Here is a 24,486-nt window from a genome sequence, read left to right as displayed (position 1 = left end):
GCCTCTTGGAATCGTGTTCTTGGCGGAACGTATTGATTACCTTAGAGATTACCATTCACTATTTTTGTTTTCAGGCCTGCCTCGTGAATAACCCGGGATGAAGTGAATGGGCTTGCCACTGACGCGGTGCTTATCGGCGTAGCCTTTGGCTTTGGAATGCCGCCATTGCCATGGTGGCCAAAACGTAGCAGCTTCGGTCCAATAGCGCTTTCGCTTGTTATCACCATGAGGTTTCTGTGTCTGAACTCACCCGCGAACAATGCCATGGCGCTGTTTATTGCCCTCCACCAGTGTGATTGCCCTTCCTCCCAGTGCGACAGGCAAACCGGGCGAGCAGGAATCGCTCAAGCAGCGTTGGGATAAGTGGATCAAGGAACTGGCGCAGCCTTCGGTACCTGCGGGTGATGAAAATCGCGTCGAGGCGACGTATCGTCTTGTGTTGTTTTTGGACAGCCACGGGCGGGCCAGAGGAAATAATAACCGCCTGTCTCAGCCATGGTGTGAATCAAGGGCGTCTTATCGACATAGCAAACCGGCCCTTGCGCAGCTTCTCAAAGGACTGAATGCCAATGGGCAGTGTCTGACAATCAGCAGATGACATTGAGGCCTCCCATGACGAAACCGTTCGCGTGTTGGCGTTGATGGGGAGTTTAGCACGGTGGTAGATAGGGCAGGTTTTGTGTGTGATGCATCGGTTACACTGACCCCAAACGATCACCAACCGACAACTGTTGAGCAGAGAGTTAGCCAAATGAAAGAGAGTGTCGTATTGCTCGATGGCGGGATGGGCCAGGAGCTTAGAAAACGCAGTAACCGTCCCGTGACACCGCTTTGGTCGGCGCAGGTCATGCTTGATGAGCCTCATCTGGTGGTGGCGGCGCACCGTGATTACATCGAAGCAGGCGCTCAGGTGATCAAGCTCAATAATTACAGCGCAACGCCGCAGCGCCTGGCGCGTGATGGCGACCCTGCCATGTTTGAGGCGTTGCATGCCGCCGCACTGAAAGCCGCGCACCAGGGGCGTCAAGAAAGTGGCCGTGAGGTTCGCATTGCCGGCTGTCTGCCACCCCTGGTGGCGAGCTATCACCCCGATAGCGTGCCCGATGAAGCCACTTGTCAGCGAGATTACCGTCGCCTGGTAGCGGAGCAGCAAGGAGGCGTTGAGCTTTTTCTGTGTGAAACCATGTCGCTGGCCCGTGAGGCGTTGGCGGCCACTCAGGCCGCGGTGGAAAGTCAGCTCCCGGTATGGGTGGCCTTTTCTGTCGACGACAACGACGGTACGCGTTTGCGTTCTGGCGAGTCCTTGGCTTTTGCAGCCCAGACGGTAGTTGACGCTGGCGCGCAAGCGGTGCTGGTGAATTGCTCGGTGCCTGAAGCGGTGACCACGGCGATGCGTGAACTGTCCGGTCTTGGTGTGCCGTTCGGGGGCTACGCCAATGGCTTTACTTCGGTCGGGCCGCTGCAACCCGGGGGAACCGTGGATAAACTAACCTCGCGCCAAGATCTTGACCCTGCCGCTTACGCCGAGATTGCCTTAGGCTGGGTTGAGCAGGGTGCCATCCTGGTAGGGGGCTGTTGCGAAGTTGGCCCAGCGCATATCGCAGCACTGGCCAAGCGCCTAGCGGAATCCGAGCGTAACGGGACGTAAGCCACGCTCTTACCCCAGGCCAATCAACAGCCGCAGATGATTCTGCGCCTGCGGGAAGGGCTGTAGAAATTCTGGCGTCGCTTGCTTATGCGCTTGATGGTTCAGGAACCTGCTCCCGACGGAATTGCTGAGAAACTCCCTGGCGGTAAGCATCAGATAACTTCTATAGTTCACTGGATATAGAAGTTCATTGGATATAGCGCATTGGATCATCAAGGACGCTACCGCTAAAGAGAGCTGCAAAATGCCCCAAACAACACTGCTTCCCACCGATGCGGTTCGCGACCGTTTCTCCAAGGCCATGTCGGCCATGTATCAAGCCGAAGTGCCGCAGTACGGCACGCTGCTGGAACTTGTGGCAAGCGTTAACCAGGAAACGCTCAGCCAGCAACCTGAACTGCATCGCCGCCTGGAAGCCCAGGGCGAGCTGGCACGTTTGAGCGTCGAGCGTCACGGGGCCATCCGTGTGGGAAACGCCGCAGAGCTTTCCATGCTTCGCCGCCTGTTTGCCGTGATGGGGATGTATCCGGTGGGGTATTACGATCTTTCCGAAGCGGGGGTGCCGGTTCATTCAACCGCCTTTCGGCCTGTCGACGATGATGCGCTGGCAATGAACCCTTTCCGCGTTTTTACCTCGCTACTGCGTTTAGAGTTAATCGAAAGCGAGACGCTACGCCAGCGTTCAGAAGCCATTCTGGCCCAGCGCGATATTTTTACCCCAGGCGCGCGGGCGCTCATTGAGCGTCATGAAGCTCAGGGTGGGTTAACCAGCGAAGAGGCCGACCAGTTCGTAAACGAAGCCCTGGAAACCTTCCGTTGGCACCAGGATGCGACGGTCGATCTGGATACCTATCAGGCCCTACATGATGAGCACCGTTTGATTGCCGATGTGGTGTGCTTCCGCGGGCCGCATATTAATCACTTAACGCCGCGTACCTTGGATATCGACGAAGTACAGCGTCGCATGCCGGCGTTGGGCATGAACCCCAAGGCCGTCATTGAAGGGCCGCCGCGTCGTGAATGCCCCATTTTGTTGCGCCAAACCAGCTTTAAAGCGTTAGAAGAGTCGATTCGCTTTGCCGGTGACGCCGAAGGGACGCATACGGCGCGCTTTGGTGAAATCGAGCAGCGTGGCGTGGCGCTAACGCCAAAAGGCCGTGCGCTGTATGACCAGTTGCTCAATGAAGGCCGCAAACAAACCGCAGGGCTGGATAATGAGGCGCATCAAGCGGTCATGGGCAAGGTATTTGCCGCGTTTCCCGATAACGCCGACGCAATGCGCCGGGAGGGCTTGGCGTACTTTCACTATCACCTGACAGCCGCAGGCCAGGCCGCTAACGAAAATGCCGGTCGCGATATCGAAGCGTTGATCGAACAAGGTCTAGTGGAAGCCCAGCCGATCACCTATGAAGACTTTCTACCGGTGAGCGCGGCGGGTATTTTCCAATCGAACCTGGGGGGAGGGCAGAGCGAGGCCTATGCGGGTAACGCGAATCGCGGTGCCTTTGAAGACGCGCTCGGTGCTTCGGTCACCGACGAACTGTCGCTCTACGCAGAGCGCGAGCGGGCATCGAAAGCGAGTGTGTTGGCGGGGTTGCAAACGGTGTGTTACTAGCGGGCGGTGCGGCAATAACCAGCTAAGTTTCTTCAACAAGACCGGGCGGGCCATTCTCAAAAAGGAATTCGAGACGGATGCTGGGGGATCAATTCGTCAATGTCATCACTGACGAAGGTGCCATAACGCAAAAACCCCGCACTTGGCGGGGTTTTTGACTTACCGGGCTAGCCGGCAATTAACATCACAGTTCGGATATTAATCCAGAACCTTGATGTTAGAAGCCTGAAGGCCTTTTTTGCCCTGAGTGACGTCAAAAGAAACCTTTTGGCCGTCTTGCAGAGATTTAAAGCCGTCTGCTTGAATTTCAGAGAAATGTGCGAACAGATCGTCGCCATTGTCTTCCGGAGCGATGAAGCCGAAGCCTTTAGTATCGTTGAACCACTTTACTGTACCAGTTGCCATGATCGAAATCCTCGATGTAGCGAAATTAAGCCGGGAAATACCCGAATTGCCGTGGGTAGAACAAGAAACTTTCACCAGACTCAATGCTATATGCTTCGATACTGCTGACAACGTTCGACTTGCTAACCAACTGCGAACATCTTGCACCTTTAATGGGGTGCCCGTCAATAGTGAATGTGAAAAATGTTAGTTGCACTCGCGGCGCTCTTTGCTGATACTGTTTTCATATACAGTTAAAGGGCCGCGAGTATGTCGTTGACCGTTTCATGGATAGGCAGGGCAGACCCCGCTGCCGTACCGCATTCATTGCCATTTTTCTCCAGTGCCGTTCGCGCGGGGTTTCCCAGCCCGGCGGATGATCACCTTGATACCGACTTGGATCTGCATCGTCATGTGGTGAAACGCCCGGCGTCGACGTATTTTGTCCGCGCCGAAGGCGACTCCATGATTGGCGACGGTATTCACCACGGGGACCTGCTGGTTGTCGACCGCAGCCTGGACGCGCTGCCAGGGCGCATCATTGTGATTGCCGTCGATGGCGAGCTGACGGTCAAGCGCTTAGAGCGCGTTGGGCAGCGGGCGTACCTGCGGGCCAGTAACCCGGCTTACCCACTAATCCCGTTGGAAGGGCGTGAGGCCCACGTGTGGGGCGTCGTCACCCACGTGCTGCACAGCCTGCCGGGAGCCCCGCTGCCATGATGGCCCTGGTGGATTGCAACAACTTCTATGTATCGTGCGAGCGGGTGTTTAATCCGGCGCTGGAAGGCCGCCCGGTCGGGGTGCTCTCCAATAACGACGGCTGCATTGTCGCGCGCTCAAGCGAGCTCAAAGCGTTGGGCGTGGAGATGGGCACCGCCATGCACCTGCTGCCCCCACCGATACGACGCCAAACGGTACTGCTATCGAGCAATTATGCGCTGTATGGCGATATGTCGCGGCGCGTCACCGAGGTGCTTGCGGCGTTTTCGCCGCATGTTGAGGTGTACTCCATCGACGAAAGCTTTATGGGGTTTCAAGGCTTCGACTCGGCGACGCTTCAAGCGCGCGGGCGGCAGCTTCGCGACACCGTGCGAAAGTGGACGGGCATCCCGGTATCGGTGGGGTTTGCCCCCACGCGGGTACTGGCCAAAATCGCCAACCACATGGCCAAAAAGCACCCGGCGTACCACGCCACCGGCGTGTGCCAATTAGACGCCGATAGCCCCGCCACTCACGCCGTACTCAACCAGCTACCGGTGACTGAGCTTTGGGGCGTGGCGCGACGTACCGCCGAACGGCTCAACGTGATGGGGATTAACACCGCTTGGCAGCTGCGCGAAGCCGACCCAAAACAAGTCCGCAAGCGATTCTCCGTGGTGCAGGAACGCATGGTGTGGGAGCTGCGCGGCCAGCCGATGATTCAGCTGGATGACATGAACGCGCCCAAACAGCAGATCATGGTCTCGCGCTCCTTTGGGCGGCTCACCGGCAACCCGCATGATCTCCGCGAAGCGCTCCGCCACCACGCTGCCCGCGCAGGAGAGAAGCTGCGCAAGCAAGAGAGCGTGACCAGTGCCGTCATGGTGTTTATGCGCACCAACCCGTTTCGCCCCGATTTGCCGCAGTACCGCCACCGCGTCATTGTCTCGCTGGATCGCCCCACCGATGACAGCCGCGACCTTATCGCGGCCGCCGTTCAAGGGCTCAGGCACCTATGGCGCAAAGGGTATCAATACCAAAAAGTCGGCGTGATACTGCTGGACCTTTCCCCCAAAGCCAATCGTCAACTCACGCTGAATGAGACGCCGCAAACGGCCGCCGAGGCAAAACGCAGCGAGCGGCTCATGGCCACGGTCGATAAGCTCAACCGTGAACTGGGTAAAGGCACGATTCAGCTGGGCTTGCCTCGCCAAGGCAACGCCTGGGCATTACGCAGCGAACGCCGCACGCCGCGTTACACGACCCAGTGGAGCGAACTCACCAAGGTAAAGCTGTAAAGCTGCGTTTATGCGTTAACGATCATCCTTGTTAATGGGTGGTGCCATCGGCGTATTATGACCTTAGCGTACAAGGAGGATGCCACGCCATGGCTCGACCCCGCACCTTATTCAATGCTGTTTTCCTGCTGCTCCCTCGGGTGGCTGGCTTCGCTTGGCGCGTACTGTGCCATTTCCTGAAAAACCGCGGGATCCTGCTGGCCGGTGGGGTGGGCTACAATATTTTGCTTTCCATCGTGCCGCTGTTTGCGTTGCTGGTCGTGCTGTTGACCCAAGTGGTGGACGAGCAGCATTTGCTCAGTGTGCTGAGCGTACAAGTGCGCCATCTCGCGCCGGCCCATGCCGAGGTTCTGCTGGACGCCGTCCGTGACCTGCTAGATTCCGGCGATGTTATCGGCATCCTCAGCTTTCCTATCCTGCTGCTTTTCAGCTCTTTTGCGTTTCGTATGCTCGAAGACGCCCTGGCGATTATCTTCCATATGCCAGAGAGCTCGCATACAAAGCGCAGTGCCTGGGTCTCCGTGATGCTGCCTTATGCCTTCATGCTGGTGCTGGGGGCAGGGCTAATGGCATTAACGTTGGCGGTCACTTTGGCCAGCTCGCTCAATACGCTGATACTGGCGATTTTCGAGCGGGAACTGCCGTTGGCCGGGCTTTCCGAACCGGTGCTTAACCTAAGCAGTTTTATCGGGATGTTTTTGTTGTTCAGTGCCATTTACAAGGTGCTCCCGGTCGTGCGCATCGCCTTACGCCGAGCGGTGATCGGGGGCTTTGTGGCAGCGCTACTGTGGGAAGGGGTGCGGCTGGTGCTAGTTTACTATTTCGCCAATCTCTCGTTCGTCAACACCGTCTACGGCTCGTTGGCGACGCTGGTGGTCGTGCTGCTGAGCTTGGAAGTGGGCGCCATCATCCTGCTACTGGGCGCCCAGGTGATCGCCGATTTGGAGCGCAATACCCGCCTTGGCCTGCCGTGGTATGTCGACCCCAAACGCCAGGCGATTACCCGAATCGACTGATCAATACGCGCGCTTGGTGGTTTTCGGGGTCTAGGTACGAAGGCTCGCCAGCGAGTCATTAATGATCGACAGACCTTGTTCCGCCTCATGGGCGGTTACCACGCAAGGCGGTACCACATGAATACGATTGGCCACCACGAAAGGCAATAAACCACGTTCGATCATGGCCGCTTTGAGCTGCCCCATTGCCTTGGCGTTCAACGGCTGCCGGGTTGCCCGGTCTTCCACCAGTTCGATGGCCTGGAAAACACCCAGCCCGCGGACGTCGCCAACGTTCTCGTGGCGTTCGGCTATCTGCTTGAGCCCTGGGGCTAACACGTTCGCGCCAATGCGTGCGGCGTTGCCGACGATGTCTTCTTCTTCCATCGTATCGAGCGTTGCACAAATCGCGGCCATGGCGAGCGGGTGGCCTGAGTAAGTCAGCCCGCCGAAGAACATGCTGTCATTAAAGTGACGGGAAATCTTTTCTGAAATGAGCACACCGCCCGCGGGGACATAACCTGAATTGACACCTTTGGCGAACGTGATCAAATCGGGCGTGACGCCAAAGTGGTCGAGTGCCAACCATTCGCCGGTGCGGCCGAAGCCTGCCATTACCTCATCAAAAATCAGCGCGATACCAAACTCATCGGCAAGGGCTCTCACGCCGGCTAGATAGCCGTTAGGCGGAACCAGAATGCCCGCAGTACCCGGCACGGTTTCAAGCAGAATGGCGGCAACGGCCGTCGTGCCCTCCGCTTCAATAACGCGGCGCAGGTGCTGAAGTGCTCGCACCGCTTCTTCCTCTTCGTTTTGCGCCCAAAAGTCGCTGCGGTAGAGGTAGGGGCTGAAGAAGTGAACGTGACCACGGGCATACTCGTTAGGCACGCGGCGGAAGTCCCCCGTGGCCGCAATCGCGGACCCCGTGCCCCCGTGGTAGGAGCGGTAAGCCGAGAGTACCTTTTCCCGCCCGGTGGCGGCACGGGCCATGCGAATCGCATTTTCGTTCGCGTCAGCCCCGCCGTTGGTGAAGAAAACTTTATCAAAGCCCGCCGGGGCGCGGGCAAGCACCTTTTCAGCCGCTAAACCGCGCGCATAATTGGCATGCGAAGGGGCTATCGTGGTCAATTCATCTACCTGCGCTTTGATGGCGTTGAGCACTTTGGGGTGCTGGTGACCGATATTGGTATTGACCAGCTGGCTGGAAAAATCGAGATACTCGCGGCCTTCGTAATCCCATAGCCAGCAACCACGGCCGCTTTTGATAACCAGCGGGTCGAGCGAACCCTGCACAGACCAGGAGTAAAATACCCCTTTACGGTCCAGCTGCTTAACCGTTTGATTGTTAAGCGCTGTATGAACAGACGTTGTTGTCATGGTTGCTACCTATCGCGTTGGCATGGGGTATGAGAGTGTCACTTTGCTAAGCGCTTAAGCAGCTGCTGGCGCCGGTCTTCGCCCATAAACGCCTCTTCAATGGCGTTACGAGTGAGACGACGAAATACCGCTTCATCCCAACCAAATGCCTCTGCACAGGCCAGATGGTTGGCCAGTAGCCCGCCGCCGAAATAGGCCGGATCGTCCGAGCTGATGGTGACGTTTAGCTGTTCCGCCAACAGCTTGGGCAGCGGGTGGTCGCGCAGGTGATCGACGACTTTCAAACTCACATTGGAAAGCGGGCAGACGGTCAGCACGGTTTGGCTTTCGCGTAAGCGCTGCACTAAGGCGTCGCTCTCTAAACAGCGAACCCCGTGATCGATGCGCTGCACGTCAAGGAGATCCAGCGCCTGCTCGATGTAGTCAGCAGGCCCTTCTTCGCCGGCATGGGCAACCCGCACCAGGCCGAGCGCTTTGGCTCGCGCAAACAGCGCCTGAAACTTCTCAGGCGGGTTGCCGCGCTCGGCACTGTCTAGGCCAATCGCGTCGAGAAACGTCCAGTACGGCGCGGCTTGTTCCAGCACGTCAAGCGCCTCGTCGGCGGGCCGGTCGCGTAAAAAGGCCATGATCATTCCGACCGACAAATCGAGCGAGGCCTCGGCGTCTTTTTTTGCGCGCAGCAAGCCCGCCATGACCACTTCCAACGGCACGCCGCGCTGAAGGTGCGCTTGCGGGTCAAAGTGCATATCAATATGCACAACGCCCTCTGCCCTGGCGCGTTTGAAATAATCCATCGCCAGGTCATAAAAGTCTTGCTCGGTTTGCAGAACGGTCATGCCCTGAAAGTAAATATCTAAAAAGCCTTGCAGGTCATGAAAGTGATACGCCGCTTTCGCCTCCGCGATGGTCGCATACGGGAGTGTCATGTGGTTCCGCTCGGCCAGCGCAAACATAAGCTCAGGCTCAAGCGAGCCTTCAATGTGCAGGTGGAGCTCGACGTTGGGTAACTGCGTTAAAAAATCCTGCATAGCGGGCGCCTTCTTGCGTAGAAAGGGGAATATGGCGCCAGTATTGGTAATCAAAGCGTTTTCAGCAAGTGGCCCGCGCAGGGCGGCCTTTAACTGCTAGGCACTTTTAACTGCTAGGGACTTTCCCCCGCAGAGCTTTGGTCTTGCCTTTACGCGTTTTGGCATCCACCCGTTTACGCTTGGCGGACCGTGAGGGGCGTGTCGGCTTGCGCGCTTTTTGCTGTTTTACCGCTTCGCGAATGATCTCGCGCAGGCGGTTGAGCGCATCCTCGCGGTTATGCTCTTGGGTGCGAAAGCGCTGCGCTTTGATGATCACCACGCCCTCTTGGGTGATGCGTTGATCCGTCAGCGCCAATAGCCGCTCTTTGTAGAAGGGCGGCAGGCTCGAACGGTGAATATCGAAACGTAAGTGGATGGCGGACGCGACCTTGTTAACGTTCTGGCCGCCGGCGCCCTGGGCGCGAATCGGGTGCAGTTCGATTTCCCAATCGCCCAGTTCCACGGTGTTGGAAATGCGCAGCATAAGGCTCCTTAACGCGATGGCTGATTGACGCTTTGAGCAGCGTGATAAAAACGTAGCTTAGCATGCCCTTTGGTTAGCTCTCTTCGACAAGCTCAGGGTGAACGAGCCCTTATGCGGGGTGAATGCGCGGCGTATAGCGCGTAAAATGGCGGACTTTTGCACTTCAACTGGACCCTTCCGTGATCGCAACCGCCAATATCACCATGCAGTTTGGGGCTAAGCCCTTGTTTGAAAACGTTTCCGTCAAATTCGGTAACGGCAATCGCTACGGCCTGATCGGGGCCAACGGGTGCGGCAAGTCGACCTTTATGAAGATTCTTGGCGGTGACCTGGAGCCGACCGCCGGGCAGGTCATGGTGGATGCCAGCGCCCGGCTGGGTAAACTGCGCCAGGATCAGTTCGCGTTTGAGAACGAGCGCGTCATCGACACCGTGATCATGGGCAACACCGAGCTTTCGCAGGTCGCGGCGGAGCGTGAACGCATCTATTCGCTGCCGGAAATGATCGAAGAAGACGGCATGGCGGTGGCTGACTTGGAGGTGCGCTTCGCCGAGCTTGACGGCTATACCGCCGAGGCGCGCGCCGGGGAATTGCTGCTGGGGCTCGGCATCCCGCTGGAGCAGCATTTTGGCCCCATGAGCGAGGTGTCGCCGGGCTGGAAGCTGCGGGTGCTGCTGGCCCAGGCGCTATTTTCCGACCCCGATGTGCTGCTGCTCGACGAGCCAACCAACCACCTGGATATCAACACCATCCGCTGGCTGGAAGACGTGCTCAAGGCGCGTAGCAGTACCATGATCATCATTTCGCACGACCGCCACTTTTTGAACAGCGTCTGCACCCACATGGCGGACCTGGACTATGGCGAGATCACGCTGTTCCCCGGCAACTACGACGACTACATGACCGCGGCCACCGCCGTGCGCGAACGCCAGCACGCCGACAACGCCAAGAAAAAGGCGCAGATCGCTGAGCTGCAGCAGTTCGTCAGCCGCTTCTCGGCCAACGCCTCCAAAGCCAAGCAGGCCACCTCGCGGGCGCGCCAGATCGACAAGATCAAGCTTGAGGACATCAAACCTTCAAGCCGGGTAAGCCCGTTTATCCGCTTCGACCAAGCCAGAAAGATTCACCGCAATGCGGTCAACGTCGAGGCGATCACCAAAGGCTACGACAACACCCCACTGTTTGAGCGGTTTTCCATGACGGTTGAGGCCGGCGAGCGCATTGCCATCATTGGCCCTAACGGCATCGGTAAGACCACGCTGCTCAAAACCTTGGCTGGCGAGCTGCGCCCGGACGCCGGGGAAGTGAAGTGGACCGACAGTGCGGATGTGGGCGTCTTCGCCCAGGAGCACGGCGACGATTTCGCCGTCGATGCCACGCTGTTCGAATGGATGGCCCAGTGGACCCAAGGCGGCGAGCAGATCGTGCGCGGCGCGCTCGGGCGGATGCTGTTTTCCAGCGACGAGATCGATAAATCGGTGAAAGTGATTTCCGGTGGCGAGCAAGGACGCATGCTGTTTGGCAAATTGACGCTGACCCAGCCCAACGTGCTGCTGATGGACGAGCCCACCAACCACCTGGATATGGAGTCCATCGAGGCGCTCAACCTGGCCCTGGAAAACTACCCCGGCACGCTGATTTTCGTCAGCCACGATCGTGAATTCGTGTCCTCGCTTGCCACCCGCGTGCTCGACATGAGCGGCGACGGCATCGTCGATTTCAGCGGCAGCTACGACGACTACCTGCGCAGCCAAGGCGTGATCTGATAAAGCGCTGATCGCTAGGCGAGCTTGTTAAACGCTTACCAGCCTTGCCTGGCTGGTGCCGTTGCCGAGCGGTTCGATCTGGATTTGCACCGGGATGCGCTCGTGCATTTCCTGCACGTGGGAAATCACCCCAACGCGGCGGCCAAGTGCTTGCAGGCCGTCGAGCGCGTCCATCGCCAGCGCCAGCGATTGCGGGTCGAGGCTGCCAAAGCCTTCATCGATAAACAGCGACTCAATCACCAGCTCCCCCGAAGCCATGGAGGCGAGCCCGAGCGCCAGCGCCAGCGAGACCAAAAACGTCTCGCCGCCGGAAAGCGAATGCACCGAACGGCGCTCGTCGGCCATGTCCAGATCCTCCACCAGCAGGCCCAGCTCGCTGCCGCCGCGCACCAGCCGGTAACGGCGGCTCAGGCCTGCCAGGTGCGCGTTGGCGTGCTCCAGTAACTGTTCCAGGTTATACGCTTGCGCGATGCGCCGAAATGCCTTGCCGTCGGCGGAGCCAATCAGCTCGCTAATTTGCCCCCAGCGGCGGTATTCAGCGCGGGCGGCGTCGAGCTCGGCCTGGCCGGCCTGCTGGCGCTCGCGTTTACGCTCGTCGTCGCGCAGCGCATGGGCGGCCTCGTCGCGCGCTTGCTGGGCCTCTGCTAGCCGCGGGGTGAGCGCGCGCTGTTCGGCTTCAAGCGCCTCAAGGCGAGGGGGGAGCTCGGCCGCCGCGCCGCTGGCCGGCGGCCCTTTTTCACGCTCAAGTTGGGCTTGGTCGTTTTGGAGTTGGGTTAACCGCTCGGCGGCGGTGTTGGCCCGCTCGTCTAGCTGCAGCGCCGTTTGCGCGGCCGCGTGCTGCTGATCGCTGGCGGTGTCGCGCGCGCGCTGCGCTTTTGTGACCTGAGTATCGAGCGCTTGCTGCCAGGCATCGGGGCTTGCGTGGTCACCAAGCAGGCTCGCCAGCTGCTGCTGGCAGGCATCCCGCTGAGCGTGAAGCGGCGGCAGCTGCGCGTCAAACGTCGTTAGCTGCTGCTCGGCGCTGTTCTTTTCGGTCTCCAGTCGCGCCAGCGCTAGCGCGTCATCGTGCAGGGCCTTTTCCAGCGGCGCCAGGGCATCTTCGGCCTCGGCCAGCTGAGTGAGCGTTTGCTCGTGGCGCTTGCGCGTGGTGTCGCTTGCTTGGTGCTGCGTTTGCAACCAGGTATCGCGCTTATCTATCTCAACATTGGCAAGCTCGTCGTAGAGCGAGTGCGCCGTGAGCGCTTGGTCGGCGGCGTCGCGCTGCTGGCGCGTGTGTTCAAGCTCAAGGGTGTGCTGCTTGAGCGCGGCGTCCACGGCGCTGTATTGGCTATAAAGCCGGTCGCGGTGTTCGCGGGCCGTGTCCAGCGCCTGTTGGGCCTCTTGCAGTTGCTGGGCTTCGTCGGCTTCTTGCGCAGCCAGCTGGGCGGCTTCTGGCGTGGCGGGTGGGTGATGGCGAAACGGGTGCTCAAGCCCGCCGCACACCGGGCAGGGCTCGCCTTCCTGTAGCGCGGCGCGAAGGGTGATAACGCTATCGCTACGTACGGCGCGGGCGCGCTCAACAAACGCGCTAACGCTATCGAAATGGCGCTGGCGAACGTCAAGTTGCTGGCGCGCCGTTTTGCCCGCGTTCAGTAGCTGTTCGCGCTGGGTTTGCGCCTGCTTACTCTGCGCGCTAAGGCGCTGGTGGGCTCGCTCAGCTTGAGTCAACGTCTGCCAGCGGTGGGCGAGCGTCTCCAACGCCAACTGGCGGTTGGCGGCGTGGTCTAGCGCCTCGCGGGTGGCGCGGCGGGCGTGATCCAGGTGTGGCGCCTCGCCGAGCAGCGTTTTCAGCGTGGCCCGCCACGCCTCAAGCTCGCGTTGGTGGGCGTGTTGCGTTCGCTGCGCCTTGTGGAAGTCGTCGGTGAGCGTGGCGACAAGGCGCTGTTGCTTACGTTGGGCGTCTTGCTGTTCGCGCAACTGCTCGTCGACACGGGCAAGGGTCAGCGCCTGCTTACGCGCTTGGTTTAAAGCGGGGGTGGCGGTCTCGCGGTTTGTGTGGGCGCGAGCGAGCGCGGCGTCGGCGTGTTCCAGCGCGGTTATCGCCTCGGCGTGCTCGGTACGGGCGCGCGCTTGGGCGCGGCGCGTTTCCTCCAGCGTGGCGGTAAGGCGCGCCGCCTCGGTGGCGATCTCAACCTGGCGGGTGAGGGCCTGGCGCTTGTCAGCGAGGGCGTTAAGCGCTTGCTGGCTTTCGCGGGTGGTGCGCTCTAGCTCGGCCCGGGCATCGGCATTGGCGGGTACGTCGTCGGCAAGCCGCGTTTGTAACGCCTCGACCGCGCGTTTGGCAGTGCTTGCGCGGCGGTAAGCCGCTTTGGAAATCTCGGAGTACTCGGCGGTGCCGGTCAAGCGCTCAAGCAAATCACTGCGAGTATTGTCGTCGGCGGTGAGAAACGCCGCGAACTCGCTTTGGGCGAGCAGCACCGCGCGGGTGAACTGGTCAAAGTTTAACCCCAAACGCTCAACGAGCAGGCGGTCGAACTCGCGTTTCTGGGTGGTTAATAGCTGATCCGTCTCAAGGTCGCGCAACGACTGCTCGACACTTTGCAGCTTGCCGTCGGCTCTCTTCCGGGCGCGGCGCACGAACCAGCGGGCGCGGTAGCGCCGCCCATCGCGGCCGAGAAAATCCACCTCGGCGTAGCCACTGGCGGTGCCGCGACGCAGCAGGGTGCGTGGGTCGCTGGTGCCGATGGTGTCTTCGCCTATGTCCGGCAGCGGGGCATTCTGCCCCGGCGCCTGGCGAAGCCGTGGCGTGTTGCCGTAAAGCGCCAAGCACAGCGCATCCAATAGCGTGCTTTTGCCCGCACCGGTGGGGCCAGTAATGGCAAAAAGCCCCGCCTCCGCCAGCGGCGCGGCGGTAAAATCAAGCTCAAGCGGGCCGGGCAGCGAGGCCAAGTTTTCCAAGCGTAGGGCGAGAATTTTCACACGCGGCCCTCCTGGGACTCAACGCTATCCTCGCCGTCGAGCACCTCTTGCTGCAGACGGTCGAAATCGGCGAGCACCTCGTCCCCCGGCGGCGTGCCCCAGCGGGCTTCCCAGGTTGTCGCGAACAGCTTGCGCGGGCCTAACGTCTCCAGGCTGACCGGCGCGGTGGCGCCTTTCTCGGTAACTTGGGGCAGGCGGCGCTCTAATCGCAGCAGGCGCAGCGCGCGGCCCTCCAGGGCGGCATCAATGCGGGAGCGCAAATCAGGCAGCGGGGCGTCGAGCGCCACGCGTACCTCAAGCCAGGGCCAGCGTTCTTTGGGCAGCGCCGGGTCGTCGTTTAAGGCGTTAAGCTGGGCGAGGACGTCGTCAAGCGGCGCGGGGCCGATGCGGTGCATGGCCACCGGGCGCGGCACCGGGATCGTCTCAATACCGGCGAGCGTATCGCCGTCAAGGGTGACCGCGACCACTTGGTGCGGGTAATCGACCTCGCTGAAATCCAGCGGCAAGGGGCTGCCGCTATAGCGGATGCGCGGCTCGCCCACGTGCTGGGCGCGGTGCAGGTGGCCAAGGGCCACGTAGGCAATCTCCGGCGGAAAAAGCGCGGCGGAAATCGACTCCTCGCCGCCGATCACAATCGGGCGCTCGCTCGCCTCTGACACCGCCGCGCCGTGCAGGTGAGCGTGGCTCATCGCCACCAGCGCCTGGCCGGGGGCGCGCTGGGCTTTTGCCGCGTCGATCAGCTCACGATGCACCCGCGTGATACCGCTCACGTAGTCGTTATCGGCGGGCTCGTGCTCCTCGTTTGGCTGGGCAACGCCCGTGACTTCCGCCGGGCGCAAAAAAGGCAGCGCCAGGCACCAAGCGCGGGTGTCGCCCGCCGCATCGGTCAACGGCACCAGCAGGCGTTTGGCATCCAGGTGGCCGTCATCCTGCCAGTTCACTCGGCCTAACGCGTGGGCGCGCAGGCGCTTCATCAACGGCGCGGGCAACTCGATACGGTTGCCGCTGTCGTGGTTACCGGCGATCAGCACAATATCAAGGCTCGGCAGCCGTTCGTGAGCGCTGACGATAAAATCATAAAACAGCGCTTGGGCGCGCAATGATGGGTTCACTACATCGAAAATATCTCCCGCCACCAGCAAGGCATCCGGCGCGCGCTCGGTGAGAGTATCCAAAAGCCAGGTAAGAAAAGCGCGGTGCTCGGCGTGGCGCTCCTGGCCGTGAAAGCTCTGGCCCAGGTGCCAATCCGCGGTGTGAAGCAGCTGCATGGGTATCCATTCCCTCATAACGGGGTCGCATGGTCGAAAAGTGCGTATACGATACCCATGATCTCAATACCGTGCACGCCCCTCTTTCGCCCGATAAATCGGGCTCTCACAAGAGCGGTCCAAGTTGGAGCGCCATTAGAAAACGTCATCATTCACCATTGCTTTGACGGTGGCGGGTAGGGTGGCTCGCGGGTATGGTGTTGAAAGTATTCCTTGTCAGGCGCGGGTGAATAGAGAGGAAAACACGATGGATATAAACGATTTACTCGATACCGTGGAAGGCATTGCCCGCGAGGCGGGTGATGCCATCATGGCGGTATATGCGCGCGACTTTAGCGTGGAAGAAAAGGAAGACAAAAGCCCGCTAACCGAGGCGGATAAAGCCGCGCATCACATTATCATGAATCGCCTTGATGCATTGCCGCAGAGTATACCGGTGTTATCCGAAGAAGATGTACAGGGCTTTGCCGGGCCGGATGTGGACGGCCGCTATTGGCTGGTAGACCCGCTTGATGGCACTAAAGAGTTCATTAAGCGCAATGACGAGTTCACCGTTAATATTGCGCTGATCGAACAGGGTAAGCCTGTGTTGGGCGTGGTGGTCGCGCCCGCGTTAGGCACGGCGTATCTGGCGGCAAAAGGCGTTGGTGCGGTTAAAATCGATGAACATGGCGTGCGCCATACCCTGCACGTGGCCGGAAAGCCCGATGCCAATACGCCGTGGCGCGTGATGGGGAGTCGCTCGCACGCTAGCCCGGCGCTTGCCGGTTGGCTTAAAAAGCTCGGCGAGCACACTATTCGGCCCCTGGGCAGCTCGCTGAAACTCTGTGTGATTGCCGAAGGCAAGGCCGATGTTTACCCGCGCTTAGGGCCAACTTGCTTGTGGGATACCGGTGCCGCGCAAGCGGTGGTTGAGCAGGCGGGTGGTCGAGTGGTAACGCTGCAAGGTGAGCCGCTTTCTTACGCCACACCAAGCGAGACACTCAACCCGGACTTTGTGGTGTGGGGTTACGGAAAAACCTAATATGATATAACTCAATGTTATTGAGCCGCTTTGTCGGCGACAATAACGTGTCACTTAATATCGAGAACGTCATGGATCCGACAACACTCCCGCTTTTAATCGCGATTTTGGCGGGTTGGGTAAGCCTTAATTGCGGCTTGGTAGTGATTTACCTGCTGTTCACGGGGGAGTCCCTGAACTTAAGTTTCGGCTTTCGTAAGCGCGCACCCCGCAAGCAAGCAGGCAGTGTGGCTAAAGCCTCAACCCCTGACGTTGATTCCCCCGTGTTGGTGGATGAAAACGCGGGGGCTTGGGGGCTTTTTGTGATGTTTGACGACCCGACCCTTGCGCTAAATGAGCGCCTGGGTATTTTGCTTGGTGCCGCAGGCGCGGTGTATGAGAGCAGCAGTAAATCCTTCACCGTGGCAGGCGAATCGCCGCGCAACCCGATTTATATTGCCAATGCGTACCCACCGGGGCGGCTACCGTCTTTTAATAATGATAACGGTCAGTTTCCGATTAAAGGCGTCAGCGTGAAGATGCTGAAAAAAAGCAGCACCTCCACCCCCAACAAGCTGCAGCTGGTACGTTTGGTGAATCTTTCAAAAGAGCTCGCCCGTGCCGGTGGCAAGGTGGTAGATGCGGAAAAGCAACCCGTGACGGCCAGCGGTCTTCAGGCCGTTATCGATGGCAACGCGAAGGTGTGAATGAACTCCATTCCTCATAACCTAGTCGTGATGTGCTATTTTCGGTAACGCTGATATTTTTTGCCGTTTCTGGGGGCGTTGTGAGCCAAGCTGTTACTAATATTTCCGCGTATGAGGTGGTTTATGACCTCGTTCCTAAACTCAACACCATGAAAAAAGAAGTGAGCACGACACTCAAAGTGTTGGTGGACGCGAGCAAAACGGCGGAGCATAAGGCGCGCTATGAGTCGCTGCAATCGGAATTTGAGCTAGAGCTTATGATGATTCGCCTGAACCTGGAGCATCTGCTAAACCGCTACCAGAGCGAATTAGAGGCCGTGACGCAAGATAAGCGCCAAGACATTTACCTAACGCTGGATGCCCACGAGACAACCGCCGTTGAAAGCGCAAAAGCGCTTTACCAGCGACTACAAGCGCTAACCCAAGCGGAGCAATAAGTGGATAGGTTGCTATGGATAGTTGCCATAGATGGTTGTGATGGATGGTTGTGATGGATGGTTGTGATGGGTCGTTGTGATGAATCGTCGCCAGCTGACGTTACATGCTGATACATAAAAAGTGGCACTTAGGGTCAAGTTCGCAATCACAACGCCGAGTGTTTACAGTATGAGTTAATTGAGCAGGGCGCATCAGGCGTCGAATGCACCATATTACGCTCCGCCGGTGTTTGTCAGTGTGGCTTAGTAGAAGCGGGTCAGTGGCTTGGCAGAAGAAGTCGCACCGCGAAAAAAAGGATAGTTGGTATGTCGATTTCATCACTTGGCATTGGCTCTGGGCTTGACCTTAACGGTCTTCTGGATCAGCTGCGTAGCGCAGAGCGCGAAAAGCTAGCACCCATTGAGCAGCAGCTAGAGACCGAGCAGACCAAGATTTCCGCTTATGGCAAGTTAGAAGGCGCGCTTTCTGAGTTTCAGAGCAGCGCCAGTGCGTTAGGCGATACTTCGCTCTACGAGAGCCTTTCTACCAACACCAGCGGCGAAGCGGTAAGCGCAGCCGCGGATGAAACGGCGATGCCGGGCAGCTACAACATTGACGTCACCTCGCTTGCCACGCGCGGCACGTTGGCATCAGATGGCGTTGATAATGCTGAAGATCCGATCTCTGGCACTGATGCCCAGCAGATGGAGTTTACCTTTGGCGATGGTTCGACGCGAAATGTTGCCATCGCAGCAGATAGCTCGCTTGAAGATATCCGCGATGCGATCAACGCCGATGAAAATGCGGGCGTCAACGCGACCATTATTAACGACGGCAGCGGCACCAATGAGTTTCGCTTGGCGCTGAGTTCGCGTGAAACCGGCGCAGATGCTTCGATCTCAAGTTTTTCGTTTGATGGTGCGGAGCCAGCGCCTTTCACCTCCGACACCGACAATACCCACCAAGCGGGTACCGATGCGAGCCTGGACGTCAACGGCATCACCATCACCAGCGCTAACAATCAAGTAGAGGGCGCGATTCAAGGCGTGACCTTGAACCTGCAAAGCGAAGGCACCGGCACGGTTTCTGTTGAACAAGATACCTTGGCAGTGCGTGAGGCGGTGACAGGCTTTGTGGATTCCTACAACTCGCTTAAAACTTCTATCGGTGAGCTGACCTCCTTTAATCAAGAAACCGGGCAGGCCGGAGAGTTAAACGGCGACAACACGGTCCGTAGGGTTGAGTCGACGTTGCGCAGCGCGCTAAGCGGCGGTGTTGCCGCGGGCGGTGATGGCTTTTCGATGCTGAGCGATATCGGTATTTCGCTGGAACTTGATGGCACGCTTTCCGTGGACGAAGGGCGTTTGGACGACGTGATCGCTAACGAACAACAGGCGTTATCGGATTTCTTCGCCGGAGGCGAGAACGCTACCGGCTTGGCTGAGCAAATCGACACAAGCGTCGGCCAAATGCTGAGCAGTTATGGCACCGTTCAGGGGGCCATTAACGGCTCTGAAAATCGGGTGGAGTCATTAGGTGATCGCTATACGCGTATGGAGCAGTCGGTTGAGCAGACCATTGGTCGCTACCGCGAGCAGTTTAGTCAGCTTGACGGCATGATCGCCGAAATGAACCAGACCAGCGACTACCTGACTAACCAGTTTGCCGCGCTAGAGTCGCAAATGAGTGCGGGTTGATCAACGCCGATAGCCTAACCGGCCAGTAAGCCCACCAAAGCCCGCTCATGAGCGGGCTTTTTGCTCTATGGCAGTGGGCGATGAGGAAAAAAGTGCTGTGTTCGCCTATCCGCTGTTACACTTAAAGAACAAAAAGGCGCTAAAGATAGCGTCTTTTTAGTCGATAGTAAAACTAACGACAATTAACCGACAGTGCGCACTGTCCGCTTTTATGCTGGCGAAGCGCAATACGTGTTGGGTTTAGCCTTGAACACTGAGGAATTCCAGTATGGCGACAATAACCTCTCTCGGTATTGGCTCCGGCCTAGACCTTAATGGCCTGCTTGATCAGCTAAAAGACGCTGAGCGCGGCAAGCTTGCGCCCATTACGCGTCAGCAAGAGCAGCAAAATGCCAAAATTTCCGCTTACGGCAAAATCCAGTCTTCCCTGGATGGGCTGAAAGAGGCCGTCGATGGGCTAAAAGACCCCAAGCTTTACCAGAGCCTTTCGGCCAGTGTGCGCGGCGATGAGATTACCGCCACCACCGACGCGGACGCGCTGCCGGGCAGTTATCGCGTGGAAGTCGCCCAGCTTGCTACCAGCGGCACCCTCGCCTCTAGCGGGGTGGCAGATGCCAGCGAAGCGCTAACGCTTAACGGTGCAACGCAGCTGGAGCTTACGTTTAATGGTAAAAAGAGCATCGCCATTGAGATAGCGGCGGATAGCAGCCTAGAAGAGATCCGTGATGCCATTAATGCCAAGAAAGACGCGGGGGTGAATGCCAGCGTGATTTTCGATGGCACAGATTACCGACTGGCCCTAAGTTCAAGCGAGACTGGCGACCATGCGTCGATTAAAGGTTTTGCGTTCTACGCTGGGGATGACCGAGCAACAGCTATCGATGTAACCGATTCGGATAACCAAACGCTGACAAGTGGCACTGCTATCAGCGGCAAAAACGCAGCTTTAACTGTTAATGGCATAGACATCACCAGCGATAGTAACGAAGTCAAAGGCGCGATTCAGGGAGTCACCCTTAACCTTGGCGAGCTGAATATTGGCGTGGACGAAACGGCAAGCAGTACCGTCACCGTCGAGCGCAATACGCTAAAAATCCGTGAAGCTATCGGCGGCTTTGTTAAAGCCTTCAATGAAATGAAAGGCACGATTGGCTCGTTGACGACGTTTTCCGGTGATCAGGAAACCGCTGGCGAGCTGGTGGGCGATAGTGCGGTGCGCACCATTGAAGGGCGGTTGCGCAGCACGTTGACAAGCGGCGTCGCCGGCGGCGAATTTTCCACGCTTAACCAGTTGGGCATTACCCTGCAGCGTGATGGCACACTGGAAATAGACGAAGGCGCGATTAGCGATCTTGCCAAAGATAACCCAAATGCTTTGAGTGATTTTTTCGCCGGCGTGGACGGTGAAAACGGCTTGGCCGATAGCCTGAGCACTACCGTCAAACAGTTGACGGGCGATACTGGCACCTTGGGTATTGCGATTAGCGGTGCGGAAAACCGCATCGAAAGCCTGGATGCCCGTTACGAACGTATGGAGAAGAGTATCGAGCGCACGATTTCGCGCTATCGGGTGCAGTTCGGCCAGCTCGACTCGATGATTGCGCAGATGAACCAGACCAGCACCTACTTGAACCAGCAGTTCGACGCGCTAGACGCGGCACTGGGTCGTAAAAAGTAATCGCCGTGCTAAATAAGCGGCACATCTCGGAAAAGGACTTTCCATGCTCGATATTCTCCACCACGGTGGCGCCGAGGGCGTCACCGGCAGCTGCCACCAGCTAATTCTCAACCATGACCATTCAATGCTAATTGACTGCGGCCTCTTCCAAGGCGAAGACGAAGCGCAAGATAGCTTTGAGCAGCTTAACGTCGATTTTGATATCAGCACGCTTAACGCGCTAATTGTCACTCACGTGCATATCGACCACATCGGGCGGCTGCCGTATTTACTGGCGGCGGGGTTTGCCGGGCCGATACTTTGCTCGATTCCGTCGGCGACGCTGTTGCCGCTGGTAATTGAAGATGCCCTCAAAATCGGTTTCACCCGCAACGCGCGATTGATCGAACAGTTTCAAGCCCAGCTTGAGCGCCAACTGGTGCCGCTGCCTTACGGGCAGTGGCACACGGTAGTAGACGCCGGCGACATGACTACCCGCGTGAAACTCAAGCGTGCCGGGCATATTCTGGGTTCGAGCTACGTGGAAGTCTCGCATCAAAACGCGCAAGGCGAGAAAGCGCGGGTGGTATTTTCCGGCGATTTAGGCGCGCCCTATGCGCCGCTGCTGCCGGCACCCAAATCGCCTTACGGCTGCGACCAGCTGGTGCTGGAGAGCACCTACGGCGACCGTCGCCACCCGGACCGCCGCGTACGTCGGGCGACGCTCAAAGCGGCCATTGAACAGGCGCTTGCCAACGGCGGCACGGTGATGGTGCCGGCGTTTAGTATCGGCCGCACCCAAGAGCTTCTTTACGAGCTTGAGACGATTATTCACCAAGAGCGCGGGGCACGTGGCCGCGCGCTTGCATGGCAGGATCTGGAAATTATCGTTGATTCGCCGCTGGCGGCACGCTTTACCGACGTCTATCGCACACTCAAACCCTACTGGGATGCCGAAGCTCAGCGCCGCCTGCGTGGTGGGCGCCATCCGCTCAGTTTCGAGAACCTCTACACGGTGGAAAGCCATGCGGCGCACGAGCAAACCGTGGCGTACCTGGCTAAAACTGGCCGGCCGGCGGTGGTGATTGCCGCTAGCGGCATGTGCGCCGGGGGGCGCATCATGAACTATCTCAGCGCGATGCTGGGTGACGCTCGTCATCAGGTATTGTTTGTGGGCTATCAAGGGGCGGGCACGCCGGGGCGCGATATTCAAGCGTATGGCCCGCGAGGTGGCTGGGTCGAGATTGAGGGCGAGCGTATTGATATCAAAGCAGGTATCACCACATTGAGTGGCTACTCCGCTCACGCGGACCAAAAAGATTTACTCAATTTCGTCAAACGCATGCGCCGCTGGCCGCACACTATTCGCCTAGTGCACGGCGAGCAGAACGCACGCGCGGCACTAAAACGCGAGCTGGAAGCGCTTTACCGGCGTAAAGGGCGTGAGGTCGAGGTGATTAACGCCGAGTAGTCGAGCGGGAGTGAAGTGCACGCTTCGACAGGCTCACTTCGACAGGCTCAGTGTGAACGGAATTCACTTTTTTCATCCTAAGTCACTGAACCCGCTCATCCCGAGCTTGTCGCGGGGTAGAGCGGGTGAACCTAATAGCCCTGACCGTTTAACTAAATAGGCCGAAACTTCCCGCATTCAGCCACATGTGGACAATGATGCTGGCGATGTAACCGAGGAAAATCACCGGGGTCCAACGCAGGTGGCCCATAAAGGTATAGGCTCCACGCGCTTGCCCCATCACCGCGACGCCGGCGGCGGAGCCGATGGATAGAAGGCTACCGCCCACACCCGCGGTCAAGGTGATCAATAACCACTGACCGTGGGACATATCCGGCTCCATGGTCAGTACCGCGAACATCACCGGAATGTTGTCCACCAACGCGGAAACAACCCCGAGGGTAATGTTCGCTGCGGTGGCGTTCCAGCCGATGTAAAGCGCCTCTGAGAGCAAGGAGAGGTAGCCCATAAAGCCTAAACCACCCACGCACATCACGACCCCGTAGAAGAACAGCAGCGTATCCCACTCGGCGCGGGCAACGCGGTTGAAGACGTCAAACGGAACGACACTACCTAGCTGCTCGAGTTTCTTGTTATCGCCGCGGCGGCTGTAGCGCTCGCGCTTGCGCTCCAACGAGCGCGGCAAGCTGCGGCGCAGGTAAAAGCCGAAGAATTGCAGGTAGCCAAGGCCGGTCATCATGCCGAGCACTGGCGGCAGGTGCAGTAACGTATGGCAGGCAACGGCGGTGACAATCGTGAGTAGAAACAGCACGATAATGCGCCGTGCACCGCGCTTGAGCCAGACATCTTCGTAGACGCTTTCGGGCTTGGCGTCCTTGATGAAGAAGTTCATGATCAGCGCCGGTATCAGGAAGTTGACCAGCGACGGTAAGAACAGGATGAAGAACTCCTGAAACTCCACCATGCCTGCCTGCCATACCATCAGTGTGGTGATATCGCCGAAGGGGCTAAAGGCGCCGCCGGCGTTGGCGGCCACGACGATATTGATACACGCCATATTGATGAAGCGCTTATCGCCCTCGGCCACTTTGGTGACCACGGCGCACATCAGCAGCGCAGTGGTCAGGTTGTCGGCGATCGGCGAGAGGATAAACGCCAGGCCCCCGGTGAGCCAGAATAACTGGCGGTAGCTGAAGCCCTTACGTAGCATCCACGAGCGAAGCGCATCAAAGACTTTGCGCTCGTCCATGGCGTTGATGTATGTCATGGCGACCAGCAGGAACAGCATCAGCTCGGTGAATTCTAAAAGCGTGATGCGAAACGCATGCTCGGAATCTGTCGACATACCGTTTTGGACGTACACCCAGCCGATCAGGCCCCAAATGATACCGGCGGCTACGAGTACGGGTTTCGACTTGCGCATGTGGATCTTTTCTTCGGCCATGACCAGCATGTAGGCCAAAACGAAGATCGCGACAGCAAAAAAGCCCACACCGCTACTGGTGAGATCGAGTTCACCAGTAACGGCGAAAGCGCTGGGGCTAAAAAAGAACAGCAGTGTAGCCAACGAAAAAAGCCAGCGGCGAAGAGATCGCGGCTGGCTTGATGGCGTATACAACTTAGTCATGGCGACGTTTTTCCTTTCAGTCAAGCGTCAAGGGGAGGGTGAAAAAGCGGCATTAGTTTAGCAATTTATACTGCAGCGCAATACAGAATAAAAACGAACGAAATCAGTTTATAGCTGCGTGATCGTGTCTTTTTTTAGTAAGTTAGTCGTTTGTGCAATGGTGTCTTAGCAATTATTGCGTTCTGTATTTGCGGCAATTTGCCGCGCTGTAGTTTTTCGCCTATCCGCCGATAACATGTCCTAGGTAACAATAAGTATCACGTTGGATTGACTGTTTATACACAATAAACGCACTATTAATCTAATACGCTTTCGCCTCTGCTGCGTCCAGGTTACTGATACGGTTAA

Annotated in this window: 19 protein-coding genes; 12 read left to right on the top strand and 7 right to left on the bottom strand. The window is 58.2% G+C overall.

Annotated features, from left to right (window positions below; genetic code table 11):
* Positions 1-751 precede the first annotated feature (751 nt).
* A complete protein-coding gene (locus QC823_RS08665; protein ID WP_309655946.1) occupies positions 752-1,648 on the top strand; it encodes a homocysteine S-methyltransferase family protein in 897 nt (298 codons plus the stop codon).
* Between the two features lie 244 nt (positions 1,649-1,892).
* Positions 1,893-3,263: a 2-oxoadipate dioxygenase/decarboxylase HglS gene (gene hglS / locus QC823_RS08660; protein WP_309655945.1), complete on the top strand. Its 1,371-nt coding sequence runs from the start codon at positions 1,893-1,895 to the stop codon at positions 3,261-3,263.
* A 198-nt stretch (positions 3,264-3,461) separates the two neighbouring features.
* Here hglS and QC823_RS08655 read toward each other — a convergent pair whose 3' ends face one another.
* The gene (locus QC823_RS08655; protein ID WP_179929056.1) at positions 3,462-3,668 is read right to left on the bottom strand and encodes a cold-shock protein; all 207 of its coding nucleotides are present in this window, start codon (positions 3,666-3,668) and stop codon (positions 3,462-3,464) included.
* Between the two features lie 249 nt (positions 3,669-3,917).
* Here QC823_RS08655 and QC823_RS08650 point away from each other — a divergent pair, with 249 nt between their 5' ends.
* The 3 genes from QC823_RS08650 (at position 3,918) to QC823_RS08640 (ending at position 6,660) form a co-directional block, all read left to right on the top strand.
* The gene (locus QC823_RS08650) at positions 3,918-4,367 is read left to right on the top strand and encodes a LexA family protein (RefSeq protein WP_309655944.1); all 450 of its coding nucleotides are present in this window, start codon (positions 3,918-3,920) and stop codon (positions 4,365-4,367) included.
* Positions 4,364-5,644: a Y-family DNA polymerase gene (locus tag QC823_RS08645; protein ID WP_309655943.1), complete on the top strand. Its 1,281-nt coding sequence runs from the start codon at positions 4,364-4,366 to the stop codon at positions 5,642-5,644. Before QC823_RS08650 ends, QC823_RS08645 begins: the two co-directional genes overlap by 4 nt.
* Before the next feature lie 89 nt (positions 5,645-5,733).
* Positions 5,734-6,660, top strand: a complete 927-nt coding sequence (locus QC823_RS08640) for a YihY/virulence factor BrkB family protein (RefSeq protein WP_309655942.1) — start codon at positions 5,734-5,736, stop codon at positions 6,658-6,660.
* 30 nt (positions 6,661-6,690) lie between these two features.
* Here the strand turns inward: QC823_RS08640 and QC823_RS08635 are convergent, their stop codons facing one another.
* The 3 genes from QC823_RS08635 to arfB all read right to left on the bottom strand — a co-directional run bounded on the left by QC823_RS08635 (position 6,691) and on the right by arfB (position 9,567).
* Complete coding sequence (locus tag QC823_RS08635) at positions 6,691-8,016, bottom strand: aspartate aminotransferase family protein (RefSeq protein ID WP_309655941.1); 1,326 nt, start codon at positions 8,014-8,016, stop codon at positions 6,691-6,693.
* A 38-nt stretch (positions 8,017-8,054) separates the two neighbouring features.
* Entirely contained in the window at positions 8,055-9,044 is a 990-nt protein-coding gene (locus tag QC823_RS08630) for an adenosine deaminase (RefSeq protein WP_309655940.1), read from the bottom strand.
* 106 nt (positions 9,045-9,150) lie between these two features.
* Entirely contained in the window at positions 9,151-9,567 is a 417-nt protein-coding gene (arfB, locus tag QC823_RS08625; RefSeq protein WP_309655939.1) for an alternative ribosome rescue aminoacyl-tRNA hydrolase ArfB, read from the bottom strand.
* Positions 9,568-9,746: 179 nt separating this feature from the next.
* On the opposite strand from arfB, the gene QC823_RS08620 reads away from it, so the two are divergent.
* Positions 9,747-11,333 (top strand): ABC-F family ATPase, encoded by a 1,587-nt coding sequence (locus QC823_RS08620; protein ID WP_309655938.1) that lies wholly within the window; start codon positions 9,747-9,749, stop codon positions 11,331-11,333.
* Between the two features lie 27 nt (positions 11,334-11,360).
* On the opposite strand, the gene QC823_RS08615 is transcribed toward QC823_RS08620, so the two are convergent.
* Both QC823_RS08615 and QC823_RS08610 read right to left on the bottom strand, forming a co-directional pair.
* On the bottom strand, positions 11,361-14,291 hold the full coding sequence (locus QC823_RS08615; protein ID WP_309655937.1) for an AAA family ATPase: 2,931 nt from the start codon (positions 14,289-14,291) through the stop codon (positions 11,361-11,363).
* Positions 14,288-15,559, bottom strand: a complete 1,272-nt coding sequence (locus tag QC823_RS08610) for an exonuclease SbcCD subunit D (protein WP_309655936.1) — start codon at positions 15,557-15,559, stop codon at positions 14,288-14,290. Before QC823_RS08610 ends, QC823_RS08615 begins: the two co-directional genes overlap by 4 nt.
* Before the next feature lie 247 nt (positions 15,560-15,806).
* Between QC823_RS08610 and cysQ the strand changes: the two genes are divergently transcribed.
* From cysQ to QC823_RS08580, 6 genes are all read left to right on the top strand, one after another.
* Positions 15,807-16,583, top strand: a complete 777-nt coding sequence (gene cysQ, locus QC823_RS08605) for a 3'(2'),5'-bisphosphate nucleotidase CysQ (RefSeq protein WP_309655935.1) — start codon at positions 15,807-15,809, stop codon at positions 16,581-16,583.
* 71 nt (positions 16,584-16,654) lie between these two features.
* On the top strand, positions 16,655-17,269 hold the full coding sequence (locus QC823_RS08600) for a hypothetical protein (protein ID WP_309655934.1): 615 nt from the start codon (positions 16,655-16,657) through the stop codon (positions 17,267-17,269).
* 80 nt (positions 17,270-17,349) lie between these two features.
* Entirely contained in the window at positions 17,350-17,706 is a 357-nt protein-coding gene (locus tag QC823_RS08595; RefSeq protein WP_309655933.1) for a hypothetical protein, read from the top strand.
* Between the two features lie 306 nt (positions 17,707-18,012).
* Positions 18,013-19,383, top strand: coding sequence for a flagellar filament capping protein FliD (gene fliD / locus QC823_RS08590; RefSeq protein WP_309655932.1), 1,371 nt, complete (start codon positions 18,013-18,015; stop codon positions 19,381-19,383).
* 268 nt (positions 19,384-19,651) lie between these two features.
* Positions 19,652-21,061 carry a flagellar filament capping protein FliD gene (gene fliD / locus QC823_RS08585; protein WP_309655931.1) on the top strand — a complete coding sequence of 470 codons (1,410 nt, stop codon included), beginning with the start codon at positions 19,652-19,654 and terminating at the stop codon, positions 21,059-21,061.
* A gap of 43 nt (positions 21,062-21,104) precedes the next feature.
* Complete coding sequence (locus QC823_RS08580) at positions 21,105-22,511, top strand: MBL fold metallo-hydrolase RNA specificity domain-containing protein (protein WP_309655930.1); 1,407 nt, start codon at positions 21,105-21,107, stop codon at positions 22,509-22,511.
* A 148-nt stretch (positions 22,512-22,659) separates the two neighbouring features.
* Here the strand turns inward: QC823_RS08580 and nhaD are convergent, their stop codons facing one another.
* Positions 22,660-24,138 carry a sodium:proton antiporter NhaD gene (gene nhaD, locus QC823_RS08575; protein WP_309655929.1) on the bottom strand — a complete coding sequence of 493 codons (1,479 nt, stop codon included), beginning with the start codon at positions 24,136-24,138 and terminating at the stop codon, positions 22,660-22,662.
* Positions 24,139-24,486 lie beyond the last annotated feature (348 nt).

The sequence above is a fragment of the Vreelandella vilamensis genome, from assembly GCF_031451755.1.
GTDB lineage: Bacteria > Pseudomonadota > Gammaproteobacteria > Pseudomonadales > Halomonadaceae > Vreelandella > Vreelandella vilamensis.
Note: the sequence above shows the minus strand (reverse complement) of the source record. Positions and strands in the feature narration are given on the sequence as shown.

What these genes read in the sequence shown, in the direction of transcription:
- QC823_RS08665 (WP_309655946.1), top strand. Translation starts at nt 752, where the DNA reads ATGAAAGAGAGTGTCGTATTGCTCGATGGCGGGATGGGCCAGGAGCTT.
- hglS (WP_309655945.1), top strand. Translation starts at nt 1,893, where the DNA reads ATGCCCCAAACAACACTGCTTCCCACCGATGCGGTTCGCGACCGTTTC.
- QC823_RS08655 (WP_179929056.1), bottom strand. Translation starts at nt 3,668, where the DNA reads ATGGCAACTGGTACAGTAAAGTGGTTCAACGATACTAAAGGCTTCGGC.
- QC823_RS08650 (WP_309655944.1), top strand. Translation starts at nt 3,918, where the DNA reads ATGTCGTTGACCGTTTCATGGATAGGCAGGGCAGACCCCGCTGCCGTA.
- QC823_RS08645 (WP_309655943.1), top strand. Translation starts at nt 4,364, where the DNA reads ATGATGGCCCTGGTGGATTGCAACAACTTCTATGTATCGTGCGAGCGG.
- QC823_RS08640 (WP_309655942.1), top strand. Translation starts at nt 5,734, where the DNA reads ATGGCTCGACCCCGCACCTTATTCAATGCTGTTTTCCTGCTGCTCCCT.
- QC823_RS08635 (WP_309655941.1), bottom strand. Translation starts at nt 8,016, where the DNA reads ATGACAACAACGTCTGTTCATACAGCGCTTAACAATCAAACGGTTAAG.
- QC823_RS08630 (WP_309655940.1), bottom strand. Translation starts at nt 9,044, where the DNA reads ATGCAGGATTTTTTAACGCAGTTACCCAACGTCGAGCTCCACCTGCAC.
- arfB (WP_309655939.1), bottom strand. Translation starts at nt 9,567, where the DNA reads ATGCTGCGCATTTCCAACACCGTGGAACTGGGCGATTGGGAAATCGAA.
- QC823_RS08610 (WP_309655936.1), bottom strand. Translation starts at nt 15,559, where the DNA reads ATGCAGCTGCTTCACACCGCGGATTGGCACCTGGGCCAGAGCTTTCAC.
- cysQ (WP_309655935.1), top strand. Translation starts at nt 15,807, where the DNA reads ATGGATATAAACGATTTACTCGATACCGTGGAAGGCATTGCCCGCGAG.
- QC823_RS08600 (WP_309655934.1), top strand. Translation starts at nt 16,655, where the DNA reads ATGGATCCGACAACACTCCCGCTTTTAATCGCGATTTTGGCGGGTTGG.
- fliD (WP_309655932.1), top strand. Translation starts at nt 18,013, where the DNA reads ATGTCGATTTCATCACTTGGCATTGGCTCTGGGCTTGACCTTAACGGT.
- fliD (WP_309655931.1), top strand. Translation starts at nt 19,652, where the DNA reads ATGGCGACAATAACCTCTCTCGGTATTGGCTCCGGCCTAGACCTTAAT.
- QC823_RS08580 (WP_309655930.1), top strand. Translation starts at nt 21,105, where the DNA reads ATGCTCGATATTCTCCACCACGGTGGCGCCGAGGGCGTCACCGGCAGC.
- nhaD (WP_309655929.1), bottom strand. Translation starts at nt 24,138, where the DNA reads ATGACTAAGTTGTATACGCCATCAAGCCAGCCGCGATCTCTTCGCCGC.